Genomic DNA, 16,716 nt, shown 5'->3' on the forward strand with positions numbered 1-16,716 from the left:
GAGTTGAACTCCTGCTCGAGCCCGTGCTCGGTCGAGACCCGGGTATAGATGGCGCAGCGAAGCGACCGGACGGCAGGTTGGATCACAGGCCCGTCCTCCTGTCCTGTGATCCTCTCCTGGTCCGCAGGCCAAAGAACCTGGGCCCGTTCCAGCTCGATCCGGTGATGGCCCGAGCGACGCCGGTGAGGCTCGGATAGGTGACCCCGTTCCAGGCATAACCCTCGGCCAGTACCATCACGCGCTGGAGCACGCCCTCCCATTCCCGCACAAGCAGCGTGCCCGGCTTCACCGGTCGCAACTCCGGCAGCGGCATCACCTCCGCATCACGGCCCTCCTCCGCCATGCGGCGGAGTTCCCGAGCGGTGTCGCGGTCCAGGTCGCCGAAGGCAGCGGCCTGGACCCGGTAGGCCAGGATGCGGTGCAGGAGCGAGCGTGGCAGCTGCGCGGGAGCCGGGCTCCCGACCAGCCTGCGCCACCGCCGCCGCAGACCGGCAAGGTCGAGCGCGGCGAGGCGCTCGAGATCAGCCGCCAGCCGAGGGTCGGCTTCCATCCGATCCCCAGCAGGATTACGCCGGCCGGTCACGCCGTGGCAGCCTCGGCCAGAGCCGGAACCTTGCGGGAGCGTCGCTTCGGCTCGGGCTCGGGAGCCGCGATCCGGTATGCCGTCACGCCATTCTCGCGTGGGCGCTTGGTCAGCTCGTGACCGGCGGAGCGGAGGCGGGACAAAGCCGCCCGGGTCGTATGCGGCAGCCATCCGGTCGCGGCGATCATCTCCGCCACGCTCGCCCCCTCCGGCCGGCTGAGCAGCGACATGACCAGCGCCTGCTTCGTCCCGGTGCGGATCAGGGCCGGTGCGGTTACCTCAGGGTCGGGCGCAGCATCGGCCGGTGAGGAGACCGGGTGCGTGGTCGCCTCAGCCGACTTTCCCTTCCGGGCACGCGGGGGCCGAAGCCCGACCGCCCGGTACCCGGCCGTGGCCAGGGCTGGATCGTCGCCTTGTTGGCCGGCGGGAGCGATCAGGCCCATGCTCTCCAGCCTGCCAATCAGGCGCTGGCGGGTCACGTCCTTCATGGACTCGGGCAGGAGGAGCAGCCCGCCCTCCCGGCCGGCGGCTTCAGTCAGGATCTTCGTCTCGGTCTTGCTCAGGGTGACGTTCGACATCGGTGCTCTCCGGGGTGTCCGAGCCTCGGCTCGAGACGGGTCTCGCCCGTCACGTCCCGGACCCCGCAATCGGCACGGTGCCGGCGGGGGCTGAGCGGAATCACCGTGACGCGATCGGTCTGAGGTCAGAGCTTCCCGGAGGTCGGGCAGGCAGGGAATGCGATTTGCGGCGTCGTCAGTTCGTTCTGGCAGGACACACGCTCTCTTCGCGCCCGTAGTCGAGCGGATTATGCGAGAGCCAGACAACAATCTGCGGCTGTCCGAACTGCCAGGGGCGCAACGCGAAATTCTGACCCAAAGCGGCCGCTAGGGAGGTCCGCTTCCGGGATGCTCCAATGAGCGCGCAAGATATCCAGTTATCGAGCGCAAGACGGGCCAACTCGGGCGGGCTCGCAACCGGCGGGGCCGGTAGTAGAAGGCGAACCTCGACGCCTGGATCCTGGAGAGCGGCTGTCGTATCGAGGAGACAGGCGAGTCATGCAGTCTCAGTAAGTGTCAGAGGGCATTGGATTGACACATTTCGATCAGCAGCCGTTCGGCGACGCGGAATTCCTGGATAATCCGCAGGCGCGCTGTCCATGCGTCCTGCTTTTGGACGTATCTGGATCAATGAGCGGAGCGCCCATCGAGCAGTTGAACCAAGGCCTCCAGTCACTGCAGGAGGATATTCAGGCTGACAGCTTGGCGGCAAAGCGCGTTGAGTTCGCAATTGTCACCTTTGGGCCGGTTAGGACGGAGATGGACTTCACCGGCGCCGCCAACTTCTTTCCGCCGCAGCTTTCAACGCAAGGGGCAACGCCGATGGGCGAAGCCATTGAGACGGCCCTGCAGATGCTGCGCGAACGAAAGGACAAGTACCGGGCCAACGGCATCAGCTTTTACCGGCCGTGGATCTTCCTCATCACCGACGGCGCTCCAACCGATAGCTGGAAGTCGGCGGCGCAGAAGGTGCGTGAGGGCGAAGACACGAAGGCGTTCATGTTTTATGCGATCGGCGTCGAGAACGCCGATATGGGAACTCTCGCGCAGATTGCCGTGCGCCGGCCGCTAAAACTGAAGGGACTTCAATTCAAGGAGTTCTTCCAGTGGCTCTCGAATTCCCTTGGCGCAATGTCGCGCTCCAACCCTGGCGACCAGGTGCCGCTCGCGAATCCGACCGCGCCCGACGGATGGGCGACAGCTGGGTGAGCCATGTCGTGGCGCTACGCGGCCGCGTCGGTCCGAGGATCATCGCACATCAAAGCGGGCGTGCGTCTCCAAGATGCGCAGGCTTGCTTCCAGGTCCGGAACGGCAATGGCGGTCGAACGCTGGCAGCGATCGTGGCCGATGGTGCAGGCTCCGCCGCCTGCGGTGGTGAAGGCGCGGCGCTTGTCTGCCGTACCTTGGCGGTCAGCGCGCGAGAGGCCATGCGGGATCGTAGCGCATTGCCGGACGAGGACGAGGTCTGGTCCTGGGTCGATTTGGCGCGCGACCGCATTCGTGCCGCCGCCGGACGCCGGCGGCTAACTGCGCGGGATTTCGCGGCTACGCTTGTGCTGTTCATCGCGACGGACGCGGAAGTGCTCACCGTCCATATCGGCGACGGCGCGGTCGTAGGACGCGAACGGACCACGGCCACGTGGGCAGCGCTGAGCCCTCCACATCACGGCGAATACGCCGCCACCACTTACTTCCTAACGGACGAGCCGCAGCCGGCTTTGCGGCTGACGCGCCACGCTAACACTTTTGACGCGCTGGCGGTGTTTTCCGACGGGATCGAAAATCTTGTTCTCGACAGTGCGACGAAGCAGCCTTCTGCTGCCTTCTTCAATCCGATGGCCCGGCCGCTCGAAGCAGCTGAAGGTGCCGGACGGGACCGGGCGCTGAGTACGAGCCTGGCAGCCTTTCTAGCTGGCGAGCGCGTTTGCGCGCTCACCGACGACGACAAAACCCTCATCGTAGCGGTTGCGCGATGATACCGGGAAAGCTGTTCGCGGACGGCCACGAGCTGCTGCCCGACAAGCGCGTGGGCAAGGGTGGGGAGGGCGAGGTCTTCAGCCTTCGCAACCGGCCGGGCTTCGCGGTGAAAACCTACTTCCCGCATCTGGTCCGCGAGCGCGAGCCCAAGATAAAAGCGATGGTGAGCACGGGCCTCGCCGACGGCGCGGCGATGGTGGCCTTCCCCTATCAGGTTGTTGTCGATGGCAGGGGCGCGTTTGCCGGCTTCGTCATGCGGCTTGTCGAGAAGCACAAGGAAATTCACGAGCTTCAAACGCCGGTCTCGCGGCAAAAGCACTTCCCCAAAGCGGACTACCGCTTTCTGGTGCGAGTCGCACTCAACATCGCGCGGGTGTTCGCGCAAGTCCATGCGACTGGCTGTGTGGTAGGCGACATCAATCAGAGGGGTGTTCTGGTCTCTGCCGAAGGCACGGTAGCGCTGATCGACGCCGACAGCTTCCAGATCATTCATGGCGGCAAGCCCTATCCTTGCGTCGTCGGCGTGCCCGAGTACACCCCGCCCGAGCTGCAGGGCAAATCGCTGAACGGTCTCGTGCGCACGGTGGACCACGACGGGTTCGGGCTCGCGGTCTGCCTATTCCAGCTGCTGTGCATGGACCGCCACCCCTTCTCCGGCCGCTCGCGCGCTGCCGGAGAAATGCCGCTGGAAAAGGCGATCGCGGAATATCGCTTCGCCTACTCGGCGCGCGATACCGGCATGACACCGCCGCCCGGAGCCGTGCGCCTTGAGGATTTCACGCCGCGCGTAGGGCAGTTGTTCGAGGAAGTGTTCTCGCCTTTCCATACCGGCCGGCGGCCGAAAGCAACGGACTGGATCGCGGCGCTCACGGAATTGGAGTCCGCGCTGCGTCCGTGCAGCCGCAATAAACTCCACCACTACGCGCGCGATGCGCCCGCCTGTCCCTGGTGCAGGATGGAGGGTGAATTCCGGCGGCCGCTCTTCCTCGACACGGAACTCGGCGCTATCACGCTCCCCACCGGTGGATTTGATGCCGCTACTGGCCTCGTCCTCGATCTACCTGCGCTTCTCGCCGTCATCAACGCGGTGCCGGTGCCCGCGTCCCTTTCCGTTGTTCTGCCCGCGGTTCCGGCTCCGGCGGGACCGAGCCAGAATGCCATTTGACTGAACGCCGCGCGGTGGCAGACACCCACTCGTAAGCTTGCAGGCCTCGCTTGCATGAGCGGCGCCGCGCTCGGCCTGTTCTCGGGCGTTGTCCCATTGCTCTTGGCGCTTGTCGGAGGCGGCCTGGGCCTCTGGCTTTTTGCCGGCGTGTCCAACGCGGATGATTTAATTGCGGCGCAGTTCAGGACGCGGCTTGCCGCCGTGAAGGAGCGCGTTGAGGAGCTGCAGCGGAGTGCGCCTGCCGAAAAGTTGCTCCGCGCCAAGGCGCAGGCTCTCGACGCGCTTAACGAATACAACGCCCTGTCCGCTGCCTACGGCCAAGCCAAGGCCGACTACGACCGCCAGCGGCACCAGCGCCAGCTCGACAATCACCTTGCCTCCTATCCCGTGCGCGGAGCGGCTATAGCCAAGCTGTTATCCGCGGACTTAGCCGGCCTTGCTTCTTACGGTATCGCAACGGCTTTCGACGCCAAACGCCGCGACATACGGCAGGTCTACGGCATCGGCCCGGTGAAGGCCGGTAACATCGCGGACTGGGTGAGGCGCCTAGAGGCGCGCTTCCATTTTCAGAGCGCCTATTCGGAGGAGGACCAGCGCCTGATCCGGCAAGCGCAGAGCGCGATCGTTCAGAAGCAGCAGGGCGCCGAAGAGCGTATCAAAAGGCTGATCGAGGAACTGCGGACGGAAGCCCGGACATTTGAACGCTGGCGGCAGACTCAAGACCCCGAGCTGACCCGCCGGTGTCTTGAGCTGGCGCAGGCCGAAGCCGACCTGCGTTATGCGAATTTGCCTGTTCCGGGCATGCCGCCCTTCGCGCCGGCGCTCCTGCCGTCCGTTGAGAGCTTTCGTCGGTCCGTCAGCACCGCGCCGGGGCCCTTTCCCGCCTCTGCTGCCGGAGGATCGCCGCGCGCTGCCGCCGGCGCCGTCCTGTGCCCACGCTGTCAGGGAGTTATGATTAGGCGTGTCGCGCGTCGCGGCACCCGCGCGGGCAAGCCGTTCTGGGGTTGTAAGCGCTATCCCAGTTGCACCGGCACACGGCCCATCTAGGCTAGAGGAAGGTCAACAAACGATCAGCCAGAGTAGGTTGACGCATATGCTTCTGCTGAAGGTCGGATCTTGCCAATCAATCCGCCGCCTGTTTGGTGGCGGCCGACCTTGTGTGGCTGGTTGAGTTGCGCGCTCTGGCAGGGCACTGAGAACCCCTGACATGGTCAGCCTTGGCAGTGCCCGCTGGGTCGCAATGGATGGGCGAAGGCGTAGGGCCTAGCCGGCGGGCGCCGCATTCACCCAAGCCATCGTCCCGGTGGTCATATAGACCACTGCGCCCCGCGCGGCGCCGGTTGCGTGCATGTACGCACGGACTTGGTCAGCATAGTGCGCGCGCAGCGATGGATTGGGGGCGATGTCTGACTTCCAGTCGAGGACTACGGATGGCATGCCGTCGATGATCGCCAGCGCGTCACCGCGACCGGACAAGAGCTTGTCGCTGTCGACGCTCCACAAAGGGTACTCTGCCACAAGGTAGGGCCTCAGCGCGGCAATCTCCGGGAGGGTCATCGTGCGCAGCGAAGTCGAAGCCATTTCGACCGCGTCAGGCAAAGCGATCGTTTCGCTTTCGCTGGCCAGCTGCGCGAGCAGTTCGCGTGCCCGCAACCGGCTTGCCTGCTCGTCTTCGTCCAGTTCGCCGGTAAGGTATTCTTCCATGAGCTTGTGGAGGATGGTGCCGCGCAGAGCGCCCGCGCCCGTCGGAACCGCGAGCTCGGGATCGGGCTGCTCCACAGAGGTCACAAACGCGTCGGGAAACGTGGCCTTGTCGGGGTCGTGGTCGCTCGGTCGCCACCATGTAAGAGGTGGCACCGCCGCGCGCACGCGTTGTCCCTCTTCCGCAAAACGGTCCTTGGTCTGAACGTTTGATGGCGGCGGCACTCTGACCAGTTGCTTTTCCGGGAAAACATCTGCGACGAATTCGGAAAGGGTTGCCTGCCCCAGTTCGATAACCCTCGACCAAGAATTCTTGTCAGCATCCGGAAGGTGCGGGATAATCAGGAGGTCGCGCGCCCTCGTGCACGACACGTACCAAAGCCGCTCGCGTTCCCGTGCCGTGCGCCGCCGCTCCATCTCGCGCGCCGCCGCCAACTCGGGCGGTGCGATCCCGCCAATCATCCAGTGTAGCGTGTCGTCGGACCGGCGGTGCACGAACTGCTTTGGGGATGGAAATCGCGTAGATGAATTGACCGGGATGACTACCGGCCATTCGAGCCCCTTGGCGCTGTGCATTGTGACGAGATCGATCGCGTCTTCGGAGGCATCGATGCGTCCCTCCGCGGTCAAAGGTTTTGATCTCCAGTTATGGTCGAAGTCCCGCACGAAGGCCCGCATCCCCGCTATGGCATAGGGTCGAGCGCGCTCGATGAATGCATCTATATTGGCTAGCGCCGGCGCGCTCCGGCTCTTGTGTCGGACTGCGACGATCACCCGGACCTGCAGGCGTTCGACTGCCGTGGCGATCAGCTGCGACGGCGTCAGGCGCCAGGCGAGCCTGCGCAGGTCCTGCAGTGCCTCCATCACGGCGCGCGCCTGCGCGTGCTGCACGCGTGCGGGGTCGGTCATGACGGTAAAGCGGCGCGGTCCTTCCTCGTCCGACCCGAGGCCTGCCGCAATGTCCAGCAGATCCTCGTCAGGGAGGCCGACCAGTGGCCCGCGCATCAGCGCGCCGAAGGCGACCGTATCGCGGGGATCTGAAAGCGTGCGGCAAAGGGCGAGCAGGTCTTGGGTCTCCTGCCGCGCGAAGAAGGACTTGCCCGCCTGGGAGGCGATGGCCAGCCCTTCGGCAACAAGGGCGCGCTCGTACCGCCACAGGTCAGTATGGCCGGGCGCCAGCAGCGCGATGTCCCCGGCCTTCAGCGGCGAGAGTGTTTCATCCTCGCGGCGGACCATGACATTGCCGATTAGCCGTTTGCATAGGCGCGCAACGGCGGCCGCTTCAGCCTCGCGCAGCTCGGCGGCACTAGCCTGCCCCTCGGGAGCAACCGTGAGCTTCGCGGCATGCGGAAGTTCGGGGTCTCCAGCCCCGGCGGTGGTCTCGATCGCCACATAGTCAGGCTGCCCGGGCTGCGAGAACGGCGCACGGAAGACGAGGTTCACATGCTCGACGATCCCTTTGCGCGACCGGAAGTTGGACGTGATCGGCAGCACCGCGCCCCCCTGCTGCCGGCCGATGACATCACGAGCTTCGTGGTAGGCCTCAATGTCGGCACCCCGGAAGCCGTAGATCGCCTGCTTGGGATCGCCGACGAGGAAGAGGCCGCCAGGACGAAGGGTGCCATCCTGCCAACGGGCAGCCGGCCCGTTGGCGGCGAGCCTGAAGACGATGTCGACCTGCAGGCGGTCGGTGTCCTGGAACTCGTCGACGAGGATGTGCCGGAAGCGCGTCGACAAGACCTGCCTGATCTCCTCGCGCCGCACGAGCGCGCTCGCGAAACGCAGGAGATCGTCGAAGTCGAGCACGGCCGCTTCGCGCTTCATGGTGGTGTAGCGCGCGATGACCTCCGAAAGCGCGCTCGAGAGCAGCGATACTAGGCGCTGGGCTATGTGACCGATCACCATCTTATAGGCCACTTCGACGGCGGCGAGATGGGCGGCCGCCTCGCCTTCAAGGCGCTGCCGCTGCTCTCCGGGAAAGCGCCCCCATGCCGCGCCCTCGATAGACGATTTGAGCTCAAAGCCGGAGGGACGCATGAGGGAGATGCGATTAGGCTGTGCGAACGACCACAGCCCCGCGAAGTCGAGGGTTTCCTCGGAGCTGCCGCTGAAAAACAACGAGAGCGCCTCAAGTTCGGCAATTGCGTCCGCTGTCGCACGGTCGCCTGGAGACGACGCATGCCAGCGTGTAAACGTCGCGACGGCGTCAGCGAGGACGAGGTCGGGTTGCGCGCCAGGTGCCGGTCCGGGCGCCGTGGCGTCCGGGTGTTCCCGCCTGAGCAAAGCGAGTTCGCGCAGGCGCTTGACTATCCCGAGCGGGTCGTCCTTCGCGAGGACGCCGACCGGGTCGGCGGGGTCGTCCGCGCCTTGAAGGCGTGCCCACAGGAAATTGGAAAGCGCCTGGTCGAAAATAGCTTCTGCGACATTCTCATCGACGACCCGCGCGCCGGGATCCAGTCCGGCCTCGACGCCATGCGCGGCAATGATCGCCTGGCAGAAGCCGTGAATGGTGGTCGCCGTGAGCTCGTCGAGCCGGTGCGAGGCGGCCTCAAGCGCTTCCCTGCCGCCGGGCGGGAGGCCTCCGGGCGGCAGGATGCCCGTGAGGGCCGGCGGTATCCTACCGGCAGCAAGGGCCGCAACAGTGTTGCGGATCTTGCGGTCGAGTTCGCCGGCGGCCAGTTCAGTGAAGGTGACGGCGGCAATCGACGAGGGCGCGTGTCCCCCCGCCAGCAGCATGGCGACCCTCCCGGCCATCAGCGACGTCTTCCCCGTTCCGGCAGCCGCCTCCACCAGAAACGTGGAGTTCAGATCGCAAAGCGCGCGGCGCCGGTTTTCGATATCGGGAAGCGTCATGCCAGGCCCCAGTATCGGCGGAGCGTCCCGTTCGCTGTCGCGAAGACGCGCTGCTTCGATGCGCGGTAGGCCTGCCTGTCAGCCGGAAGAGCGAGCCAGAGATCGTCGTGGGACCGCGACTCGTCACCGGGGGCAATCCTTCCGCTGCGCAAGGTCTCCACCGCGGCCGCCGCATAGGCCGCCGCGTCGGCGAGCACCTTCCCAAGCGCCTCTTCGGGGATGGCGAAAGCCTGCGCTCCCTCGCCCAGATACACCAGCCGCGATACGATCCGCTGCGCCTCCGGCAGAAGCGACGATGCAGCAAGCGCATAGAAGACCCGCTGCAGCTCGGCGCCGCGGCCGAAGACGACGCAGCCCGCATGGGCCGGGGCCGGTCCGCTCTTGTAATCGGTGAGAACAACTGTGCGGCCATTGGCGGCGAGATCGAGACGGTCGATGCGACCGCGCAAGGAAAGTCCGGTGCCGCCAATCTGCACCGCCCCCAAAGAAATCCAGGGCAGCCCCGGAACTTGTGTGTCGCCGCCGAACTCGACTTCGGTCCAGGTCTGCGCGCTCATCGCATCGGGACTGTCCTCTTCCAGCGCGCGGCGGGCCCGCGACGCGGCCTCGCCAAGCAAATGCCTCCACAGCAGCGGCGGAGGCACGGGCTGCCGCAAAGGCCAGGATTCCTCCATTGACGCACAAGCAGCAGCTAGCGCGGCATCGCGCTGCGCCTCGCTCGTCGGGCGGGGCCCTGACGCCGACAGCGCGCGCAGCGTCTCGCTGATTAGCGCGTGCACCATCTCGCCGAAGGTTCGCGGGCTGAGGCCGAGGGGCTGCGGTTCGAGGGGCAGCGCCCGCCAGCCGAGCGCGCGTTCCCAGACATAACCGAGCGGATCGAGAAGCAGGCGCTCAAGGGCGGAGATCGAATGCGGCGCCGACAGGGCCGCCTCAATCACCGGGTGGCCTGCCCTGATCTGGCCGTCGTGGACGGTGTGCTGGTTCGCACTCTTCCGATTGGCCCAGCAAGCAGCTGTTAGCGCGATGCGGGGCCGTTCGACGGCCTCTTTCGGCCTTGCGAACAGACGGTCTGTCTCGCTGAAGGCGTGGAGTGGGATCCGTCCGCGGCCAAGCACGATCTCGCCCGCGGCCCAGAGCGGGCTCGGCGCGAGGAGAAGGCCGGCCGCGTTCCTCTGGCTGCGCGAAAGAACGAGGGTGCGAGCCTGGTCGCTGATGATGCTGAAGTCCAGCCGGTCGCGCTCCGCGGTCCTCGGCGCCCTTCCTTCACGCCAGAGATGCGCAGGGAGAACTGCATCGTCTTCATCCCGGCGCGGCCAAGATCGCCCCGCGAGACCGATGAGCCGCATATGCGCCCTGGGGCTTGCGGCGAAGTGGCGGGACGGACCCCACACCGCGCAAGCGCCTGCTTCACTCCCATCGCTCACCCGTAGGGATTGAAGAGACAGTTCGAGGGCGGCCGCGGGCGCAGCGTTGAGCGCCCGCCTCCAGAGTGCGCGGCTGCCGCCGGAAAGTAACCGTTCGCCGGCCTCGGCCGCGGCGCCGGCCCCGCGTGCGAGCAATACAAGGATGGGAAGAAGTGCGTTCGCCGCGCTCTCGTTCGTTGTTCGGGATGGCGCAGCCGCCGCAACCGCCGCACGCCAATGATCGAGAGACGCAAGCGCGGCGCCACGCGGCAGGCCGGCCGACCAGTCCGCCGGCAGCGCGTCTAGGAGCGGGGTACGCGGAAGGCGGCGCAGCAGCCGCCACACGCGGTCCTGATTGAGGCCCCGGAGGAGTACGTCCGCGAGCGCCGCGCAGGCCTGGCCCTCGGCCGTCGCGAGAGCCGGTCTTCCGTGCGAGAAATGAAGGGGAAGGTCCGCCTCGCTTGCTAGAACGAGGAAGTGTTCGTCCCACGTGGCGGGCGAAGGCGCCGTGATCCCGACCTCGGCCGCCTTGACGTCGCCGGAGGACAGCAGTGCCCGCAGCCAGCGCAGAGCTTCCACCACCTCGCTCCGTGGATCGGCGCAGAGTTCCGGTGGGGCGACCGCACACTCGGTGGGTGTCCGCATCCGCATCTCCCCACGGAACCAGTCGCGGCAGCCATGGGCAGTGCTCGTCCAGCTGGTGATGTCCGCGAGGTCGTTGAGAAGGTCCCGCCAAACCGGCGCAACTTCCACCACGCCGTCCAGCACGATGGACCCGAAAATCGAAGGCGCGAAACGCGCGCGCTCGCGCGCGGCGCGGGCAAGGTCCGGCGGGAGCAGCATGCCCGGCGGTAGGCTCTCCCGCAGGAAGCGCTCCACGCGCAGGAGGTCGGCCGAACGGGGCGCGTCGTGCAGCCGCGCCGTCCCCTCACGCCAGACGGTACCCAGCGCACCGAGGACAGCGCGGGGTGTCCCGGGCAGCGAGGCGACTGCCCCCAGCTCTTCTAGGCATTCCTGCTCCAGTGCTTCGCGTATCAGCGGGAACAGCGTGTCCTCATCCGCGGGCCTGAGGAATCCCCCAGCGAGCCGGGCTGCCATCATCGGCAGGCTCACTACATCGGTCCCGTTCCTGCCTTCCCGGGCAAGCGCCACGCGGTACATGCGCAGCGAAATGGGCCCCTCAACTACGAGGGTTTCCCGTTTCCGCAGCCGGGCATCTCGGCTACTCATGGAGACCTCGCTCACAGTCTCGTCCTCTCCTCTCACGCAGCCTTATCAGGCGCCGAACGAAACGTGAACTGAGCTCGCATGAACCATTGTTCGATGGAGTGTGCCGGCCAGAGCGCGGACTTTCGTCTCGGACCTGCCGAGATCCTGCTGGGAGCTCGACTTCTCGCGGGTCTGCCCGATCACGCATGCTGTTGGCGCAGAACCGAGATGCTGGTGAGTGCAGTGGCCGGACCGCGCCCATTGCGGTCGGTCAAGATACCGGGCATCGATCCTAGACCCCCGGCCTCGGACTGAGCCGGGCAAGCATGCGAACTTGCCATGCCCGGCCTGGACAGGAGGATCATTGCGCAGATCGACCACGAGAGTGTCATCGCTCACGTGAAGGCCGACATTCGCAGCGATTTCATCCTGGCTCCTCACTACAACGCCATTCTCAACCGTGCGGGCGGTGAGCTTTGGGATCAGCTGAAGCAGCAGCTACGCGCGGGCACCTATCAGCCCGAGTTGCCGATCACCATGAGCGTCCCGAAGGAGCGCTTCTTCACAAGGCCGGGCAGCATACTCCAGCCGGCGGACAGATTTATGTACCAGGCGCTAGTCGACAGCGTCATGGAGCAGCTTGAAGAAAGCCATGACCGTAGTCGCTCGTTCAGCCACGTGCCCTCAGATGAAGAGGGGCAGATGTTCGAGCCGAATCATGAATCGTGGGAACACTTCCAGGCACGCGTCGCTGAGGTCTGCCGCGTTAGCGAATTCATCCTCAAGGCGGACATTTCGAATTATTTCGAGCGGCTTCCCCAGCATAACCTGGTGAACCTGATGTCGGCAGCGGGCTGCCCGCCAGAGGTGGTTAGTCTCTTGGAGGAGATGCTTCTAGCGTTCCGCGAGCGCAATTCGTTTGGCATCGTTCAAGGCGTGTATCCGTCAGACGCGCTGGGCAATTTCTATCTGTCTGCGCTCGACGCCCACTGCGAGCTCGATGAGGTCCTATCGGCTCGCTACGTGGATGACATCTATATCGGTTTCGCGTCGGAAGCGGGGGCGCGGAAGGGCCTTGCGGGCCTGATTGAGACCCTGCGCAAGGACGGCCTGCACCTGAACGAATACAAGTCCAGAATCATGCCGGCGGACGAAGTCATTCGCGAGGAAACCGCTATCGACCGGCTGTTCGAAGAGATTCGCGGTGAGGTGGCGGATGACGAGAGTTATGCACGCGCCAGCCCGTACGGCTTCGAGGTGGAGTGGGAAGACGAGAGCGACGAGGAAGACGAAGATAGGGAGGACGACGAGGATCTCCAAAACGCTGCCGTAGAGCGCTTGATCGAGAACATCGACCACTATCCGACCCAGGCGGACCAGATTGAAAAGTTCTGCCTGCCGATCTTGCGGTCAGCCCAGTCGGACAGTGCCGTCGAGCACGTGCTTGAGAACCTGAAGGAGAAGCCGCACCAGACTCGGCTGTACTTCTCCTATATCTCAAAGTTTGTACGGACGAACCAGGACGTGGTCGAATCATTAGAGGCGCTGGTCCGACGATACTGTATCCGATTACCAGCGGATGTTTCTGCTTGCCGCGCTTATCAGGGCAAGGACGGTGAGCCGGGTTACGGTGAACACAGCCCTCCAATGGCTTCAGAACCGTACTGTCGCGAAAGAGACACGCGCCATGGCTGCCTTATTTGCCGCAAGGCGCGGCGTCGCGCAGCAGAAGCGGACAGTGCGCACCTCCTACGAGGACGAGCCCTCCGATTATGTTCGGAGCGCGATCCTGTTCTCTTCGAAGTATTTGACCGCCATGGAAAAAAGGACCTGCAAGCGGGCCTGGGGCGGGCACAACGCGATCAACATGCTGATCGCTCAGACCATCTGACACGGAAGCCCTGCCATCCCGCAGGCAATTGCAGCTGGTCTGCTCCCAGCCAAACCTTACCCTCGGGGCCGACCGGTAAGGAAGGTCTAGAATGCGAGGTCAAGCGCTCAAACCCACGCGGGCCGGCGAACGTCTGATTTCGGGCAGACATCTTGAGGCTGCTGTTGGCGCGACTCAGAAACGCTGGAGAAGATCGGCCGTGCGAAAAATTGAGGCAATATCGTTAAAGTCGGACGTGGAGAAATAAGACCGATGACCTGGGACGATGTGGTGGCGCTCGCCCGGACGCTGCCCGAGGTGGAGGTCTCGACGTCCTATGGCACGCCTGCCCTGAAAGTCAGGGGCAAGCTGCTGACGCGCTTGCGCCCAGAGGACGACAGCTTGGTTCTGCCTGACGTGCCCCTTGAGGAGCGCGAGATGCTGATAGCCGCCGATCCGGTCGTCTTCCACGTCACGCCGCACTACGACGGCTACGCCATTGTGTTGGCGCGGCTTAGTGCGTTGAAAGCGGCAACGTTGACGCCGTTCCTGGAGCGCCGATGGCGTGCTGTCGGGCCCAAGCAGCTGGTGGCTGGCTTCGATGCACGCTGAACTCCGCTGCCTCTTGCTGAACGGCGCCATAAGCGGGGGAGATGCATCCGAGCCGCGGTATCGTGTCTGCTTTCCGGCACGCACCTCAAGTCCGCTTCTGGCGCACCAGCGAACTTGCCGAGCCGGTTTCAGGACGGTTCGCCGGTCGCCGGATCGCTCCCGAAGTCCGAGGACGCCAACAATCCGCTAGCGAGCGAACGAAATGCTGCCACTGCCTTGGGTAGCACCGCTCGCGGATCGTCGCTGGCCGCGATCCAGAGAGCAGCGTTCAGCGCGGCCCCGTTTAGGAGCCTGGCGGCAGCCTCCGGATCGACCGGTTTCACGACGCCCTCGGCGACGAGCGCCTCGACGGTTCGGGTCGTCGTTCGTAGACAACTGTCCTGCGTCGGCCACCGAGACGGGTCTCCCAGCACGGCTGGGCCATCGAGGAGCACGATGCGTTGCACCTCCGGTTCTAGCGCCATTTCAATGTAGGCTTCGCTTTCCGCCAGCAGCACGTCCCAGTCGCTGCCTGCTTGGCTGCCGGCAAGACGGGCGCGCTCGGCCATTTCCGCGTCGATCTGATCGACCACGGCCTGGAGCAATCCCTTCTTGTCGCCGAAATTGTGGTACAGTGCGCCCCGCGTCAGGCCGGCTTCCGCCGTGAGATCATCCATCGACGCGGCCGCGTAGCCTTTCTGCGCAAAGGCCTTTCTCGCCGCACGGGTCAGCCGGGCGCGGGTCTCCTCCACCATGTCTGACCGGCGCCTGGCCACGTCGCTACCCTCTCTCGCATACGCATCGTATGTCACTTGACATACAAGGCGTATGATCTCTTACTGACACGCATCGTATGCGCGATCCGCCGTCGCAACGCGATAAGGAGTGTCTGGCCGTGAACACGATAGTCCGTGAGGTGATCTCTCCTGCAGAACGACAGGCACTGTACGAGACGTATCGCTACTCAGCGGCAATCCGCTCGGGTGACCTCCTGTTCGTCTCGGGCCAGGTGGGCAGCCGCGCAGACGGCTCGCCGGAACCCGACTTCGAGCGTCAGGTGAAGCTCGCCTTCGCCAACCTCCTGGCTGTGCTGACGGCCGCTGGCTGCACCCTCCGGGATGTCGTGGACGTGACGACGTTCCACACGGACCCGGAAACCCAATTCGAGACCGTCATGGCCGTGAAGCAGGCGGTATTCGGCGAGCCGCCATACCCGAACTGGACCGCTGTCGGTGTCACGTGGCTGGCAGGCTTCGACTTCGAGATCAAGGTTATCGCTCGTATCGGCGCCGCCGAACGCTGACCCGATTGCGTGATCGAACGATCGTCGAGCCCGTCACCAAAGCCCGGTCCCCGCTGTTCTTCGACACGTCCCATGCAAGGTGGAGAGTTTCCATGCCGGTCCGCAAGTTCGCCGTAGCCGATGCGCCGTTCGAACGCTCGCCAGGGCAGGACGGTGAGGTCTTCGCGGGCAACGTCGTCGACCAGCGCCACGGCGGGCCGATCACGATCGGCTATGGTCGCTACGGACCTGATCAGAGCATCGACGAGACGCTCGCCGTCGACGACGTCATGGTGGTGCTGGAAGGGCGGCTGACAGTCTCGACCGCCGAGAGCAAGGTCACCGCCGGTCCTGGCGAGATCGTTCACATGCCGAAAGGGGAGAAGGTCACCATCAGTTCGCATGAGGAGGGGGCAATCACTGCCTACGTCACCTATCCACATTGGCAGGAAGCGCTCGCCTGAGCCTTCTGATAGCGCGGCGGCACCGCTGAGCGCGCGGCTTTCAGCTCGTTGTCAACAGCGTGGGTGCGAAGCCGAACGTCGGCTTCCGAGTAGCGAGCCGAGTTCCGCTGTTGGCGCGAGCCGGTAGTGCTGCGGCACGGCGAGCGCGATCCTGACCTCTCTTACCTAGGAGAGTGTCATGCGTTCAGATCACGAGACCAATCGCGGATCCTGGAACTACGGCCGGATCATCGGTCCGAAACTGCCGCTCAAACCGAAGCACATCTGGGCCATTCGGACCCGGTTACAGCACGAGGGCCGTGTTCGCGACCTCGCGATGTTTAATGCTGCGATCGACAGTAAGCTGCGGGGCTGCGACCTGGTCCGACTTCGCGTCTCCGATATCCACCTCGGCGACTCGATCCGGCTTCGCACCAACATCGTACAGCAGAAGACCGGCAGGCCCGTACCGTTCGAGCTGACCGAACCGACACGAGAGGCGCTCACGGCGTGGCTTCGCATCCGTGGCCTACGAGGAAGCGACTGGCTCTTCCCCAGCCGAAGCCGCCCAGGCGATCACCTGACCACCCGTCAGTACGGTCAGTTGCTGGACGCCTGGGTCGCTCTGATCGGTCTCGATCCGGCCGCATACGGCACTCACAGCCTACGGCGGACGAAGGTTGCGCTCGTGTATAAGCGGACGGGCAACCTGCGGGCTTGCCAACTCTTGCTCGGCCACACGAAGCTGGAGAGCACGGTCCGGTATCTCGGGATCGAGGTGGACGACGCCTGGTCCTCTCCAAGCAGACGGATCTCTGAAGCAGTCACGGCGGCTCACACCCGCCGTGATCATCAAAGCCCGGATCGGGTGGAAAGCCGGCACTGGCGCTGTCCCACAATGCAGACGAAATTCAGTCGGACCACCGTATCGCTGCGGATGGCCTCTTCATGTAGGCCTGAGGGCTACACTCCTTTCGGTGGGAAGAGGTCTGAGTGTCCGGGCCTGATCACACGGCGGCGGAGACTAGCCAGTCGACCAGCTTCCCGACATCCCCCGCCCGGGCCGGATGTCGTGGGTGGA

14 protein-coding genes are annotated in these 16,716 nt (G+C 65.0%); 9 read left to right on the forward strand and 5 right to left on the reverse strand.

The features are described from left to right. Positions 1-82: 82 nt before the first annotated feature. Positions 83-550, reverse strand: a complete 468-nt coding sequence (locus tag ACFE87_RS23135; RefSeq protein WP_375462016.1) for a DUF2924 domain-containing protein — start codon at positions 548-550, stop codon at positions 83-85. A gap of 29 nt (positions 551-579) precedes the next feature. Beyond that, complete coding sequence (locus ACFE87_RS23140; RefSeq protein ID WP_375462017.1) at positions 580-1,161, reverse strand: DUF3489 domain-containing protein; 582 nt, start codon at positions 1,159-1,161, stop codon at positions 580-582. A gap of 510 nt (positions 1,162-1,671) precedes the next feature. Between ACFE87_RS23140 and ACFE87_RS23145 the strand changes: the two genes are divergently transcribed. Genes ACFE87_RS23145 through ACFE87_RS23160 form a run of 4 tightly spaced genes read left to right on the forward strand, consistent with a single transcriptional unit; the run spans position 1,672 to position 5,330 of the window. Continuing rightward, positions 1,672-2,349, forward strand: a complete 678-nt coding sequence (locus ACFE87_RS23145; RefSeq protein ID WP_375462018.1) for a VWA domain-containing protein — start codon at positions 1,672-1,674, stop codon at positions 2,347-2,349. 3 nt (positions 2,350-2,352) lie between these two features. Continuing rightward, positions 2,353-3,117, forward strand: coding sequence for a PP2C family serine/threonine-protein phosphatase (locus tag ACFE87_RS23150; RefSeq protein ID WP_375462019.1), 765 nt, complete (start codon positions 2,353-2,355; stop codon positions 3,115-3,117). Beyond that, on the forward strand, positions 3,114-4,283 hold the full coding sequence (locus ACFE87_RS23155; protein ID WP_375462020.1) for a helix-hairpin-helix domain-containing protein: 1,170 nt from the start codon (positions 3,114-3,116) through the stop codon (positions 4,281-4,283). Before ACFE87_RS23150 ends, ACFE87_RS23155 begins: the two co-directional genes overlap by 4 nt. 54 nt (positions 4,284-4,337) lie before the next feature. Then, entirely contained in the window at positions 4,338-5,330 is a 993-nt protein-coding gene (locus ACFE87_RS23160) for a hypothetical protein (RefSeq protein WP_375462021.1), read from the forward strand. 216 nt (positions 5,331-5,546) lie between these two features. Here the strand turns inward: ACFE87_RS23160 and ACFE87_RS23165 are convergent, their stop codons facing one another. Further along, positions 5,547-8,837 carry a UvrD-helicase domain-containing protein gene (locus ACFE87_RS23165; protein ID WP_375462022.1) on the reverse strand — a complete coding sequence of 1,097 codons (3,291 nt, stop codon included), beginning with the start codon at positions 8,835-8,837 and terminating at the stop codon, positions 5,547-5,549. Next, entirely contained in the window at positions 8,834-11,485 is a 2,652-nt protein-coding gene (locus ACFE87_RS23170) for a PD-(D/E)XK nuclease family protein (RefSeq protein WP_375462023.1), read from the reverse strand. Before ACFE87_RS23170 ends, ACFE87_RS23165 begins: the two co-directional genes overlap by 4 nt. Before the next feature lie 303 nt (positions 11,486-11,788). Here ACFE87_RS23170 and ACFE87_RS23175 point away from each other — a divergent pair, with 303 nt between their 5' ends. Continuing rightward, positions 11,789-13,477, forward strand: a complete 1,689-nt coding sequence (locus ACFE87_RS23175) for a reverse transcriptase domain-containing protein (RefSeq protein ID WP_375462024.1) — start codon at positions 11,789-11,791, stop codon at positions 13,475-13,477. Positions 13,478-13,592: 115 nt separating this feature from the next. Next, a complete protein-coding gene (locus ACFE87_RS23180; protein WP_375462025.1) occupies positions 13,593-13,931 on the forward strand; it encodes an MmcQ/YjbR family DNA-binding protein in 339 nt (112 codons plus the stop codon). A 128-nt stretch (positions 13,932-14,059) separates the two neighbouring features. On the opposite strand, the gene ACFE87_RS23185 is transcribed toward ACFE87_RS23180, so the two are convergent. Next, positions 14,060-14,686, reverse strand: coding sequence for a TetR/AcrR family transcriptional regulator (locus ACFE87_RS23185; RefSeq protein WP_375462026.1), 627 nt, complete (start codon positions 14,684-14,686; stop codon positions 14,060-14,062). A 128-nt stretch (positions 14,687-14,814) separates the two neighbouring features. Between ACFE87_RS23185 and ACFE87_RS23190 the strand changes: the two genes are divergently transcribed. The 3 genes from ACFE87_RS23190 to ACFE87_RS23200 form a co-directional block, all read left to right on the forward strand. Then, the gene (locus ACFE87_RS23190; protein ID WP_375462029.1) at positions 14,815-15,213 is read left to right on the forward strand and encodes a RidA family protein; all 399 of its coding nucleotides are present in this window, start codon (positions 14,815-14,817) and stop codon (positions 15,211-15,213) included. 92 nt (positions 15,214-15,305) lie between these two features. Continuing rightward, on the forward strand, positions 15,306-15,656 hold the full coding sequence (locus ACFE87_RS23195; protein ID WP_375462027.1) for an ethanolamine utilization protein: 351 nt from the start codon (positions 15,306-15,308) through the stop codon (positions 15,654-15,656). Positions 15,657-15,834: 178 nt separating this feature from the next. Continuing rightward, positions 15,835-16,716, forward strand: an 882-nt coding sequence (locus ACFE87_RS23200) for a tyrosine-type recombinase/integrase (RefSeq protein ID WP_375462028.1), incomplete at its 3' end; no start/stop codon positions are given.

Source organism: uncultured Enterovirga sp., assembly GCF_964242715.1.
Lineage (GTDB): Bacteria > Pseudomonadota > Alphaproteobacteria > Rhizobiales > Beijerinckiaceae > Enterovirga.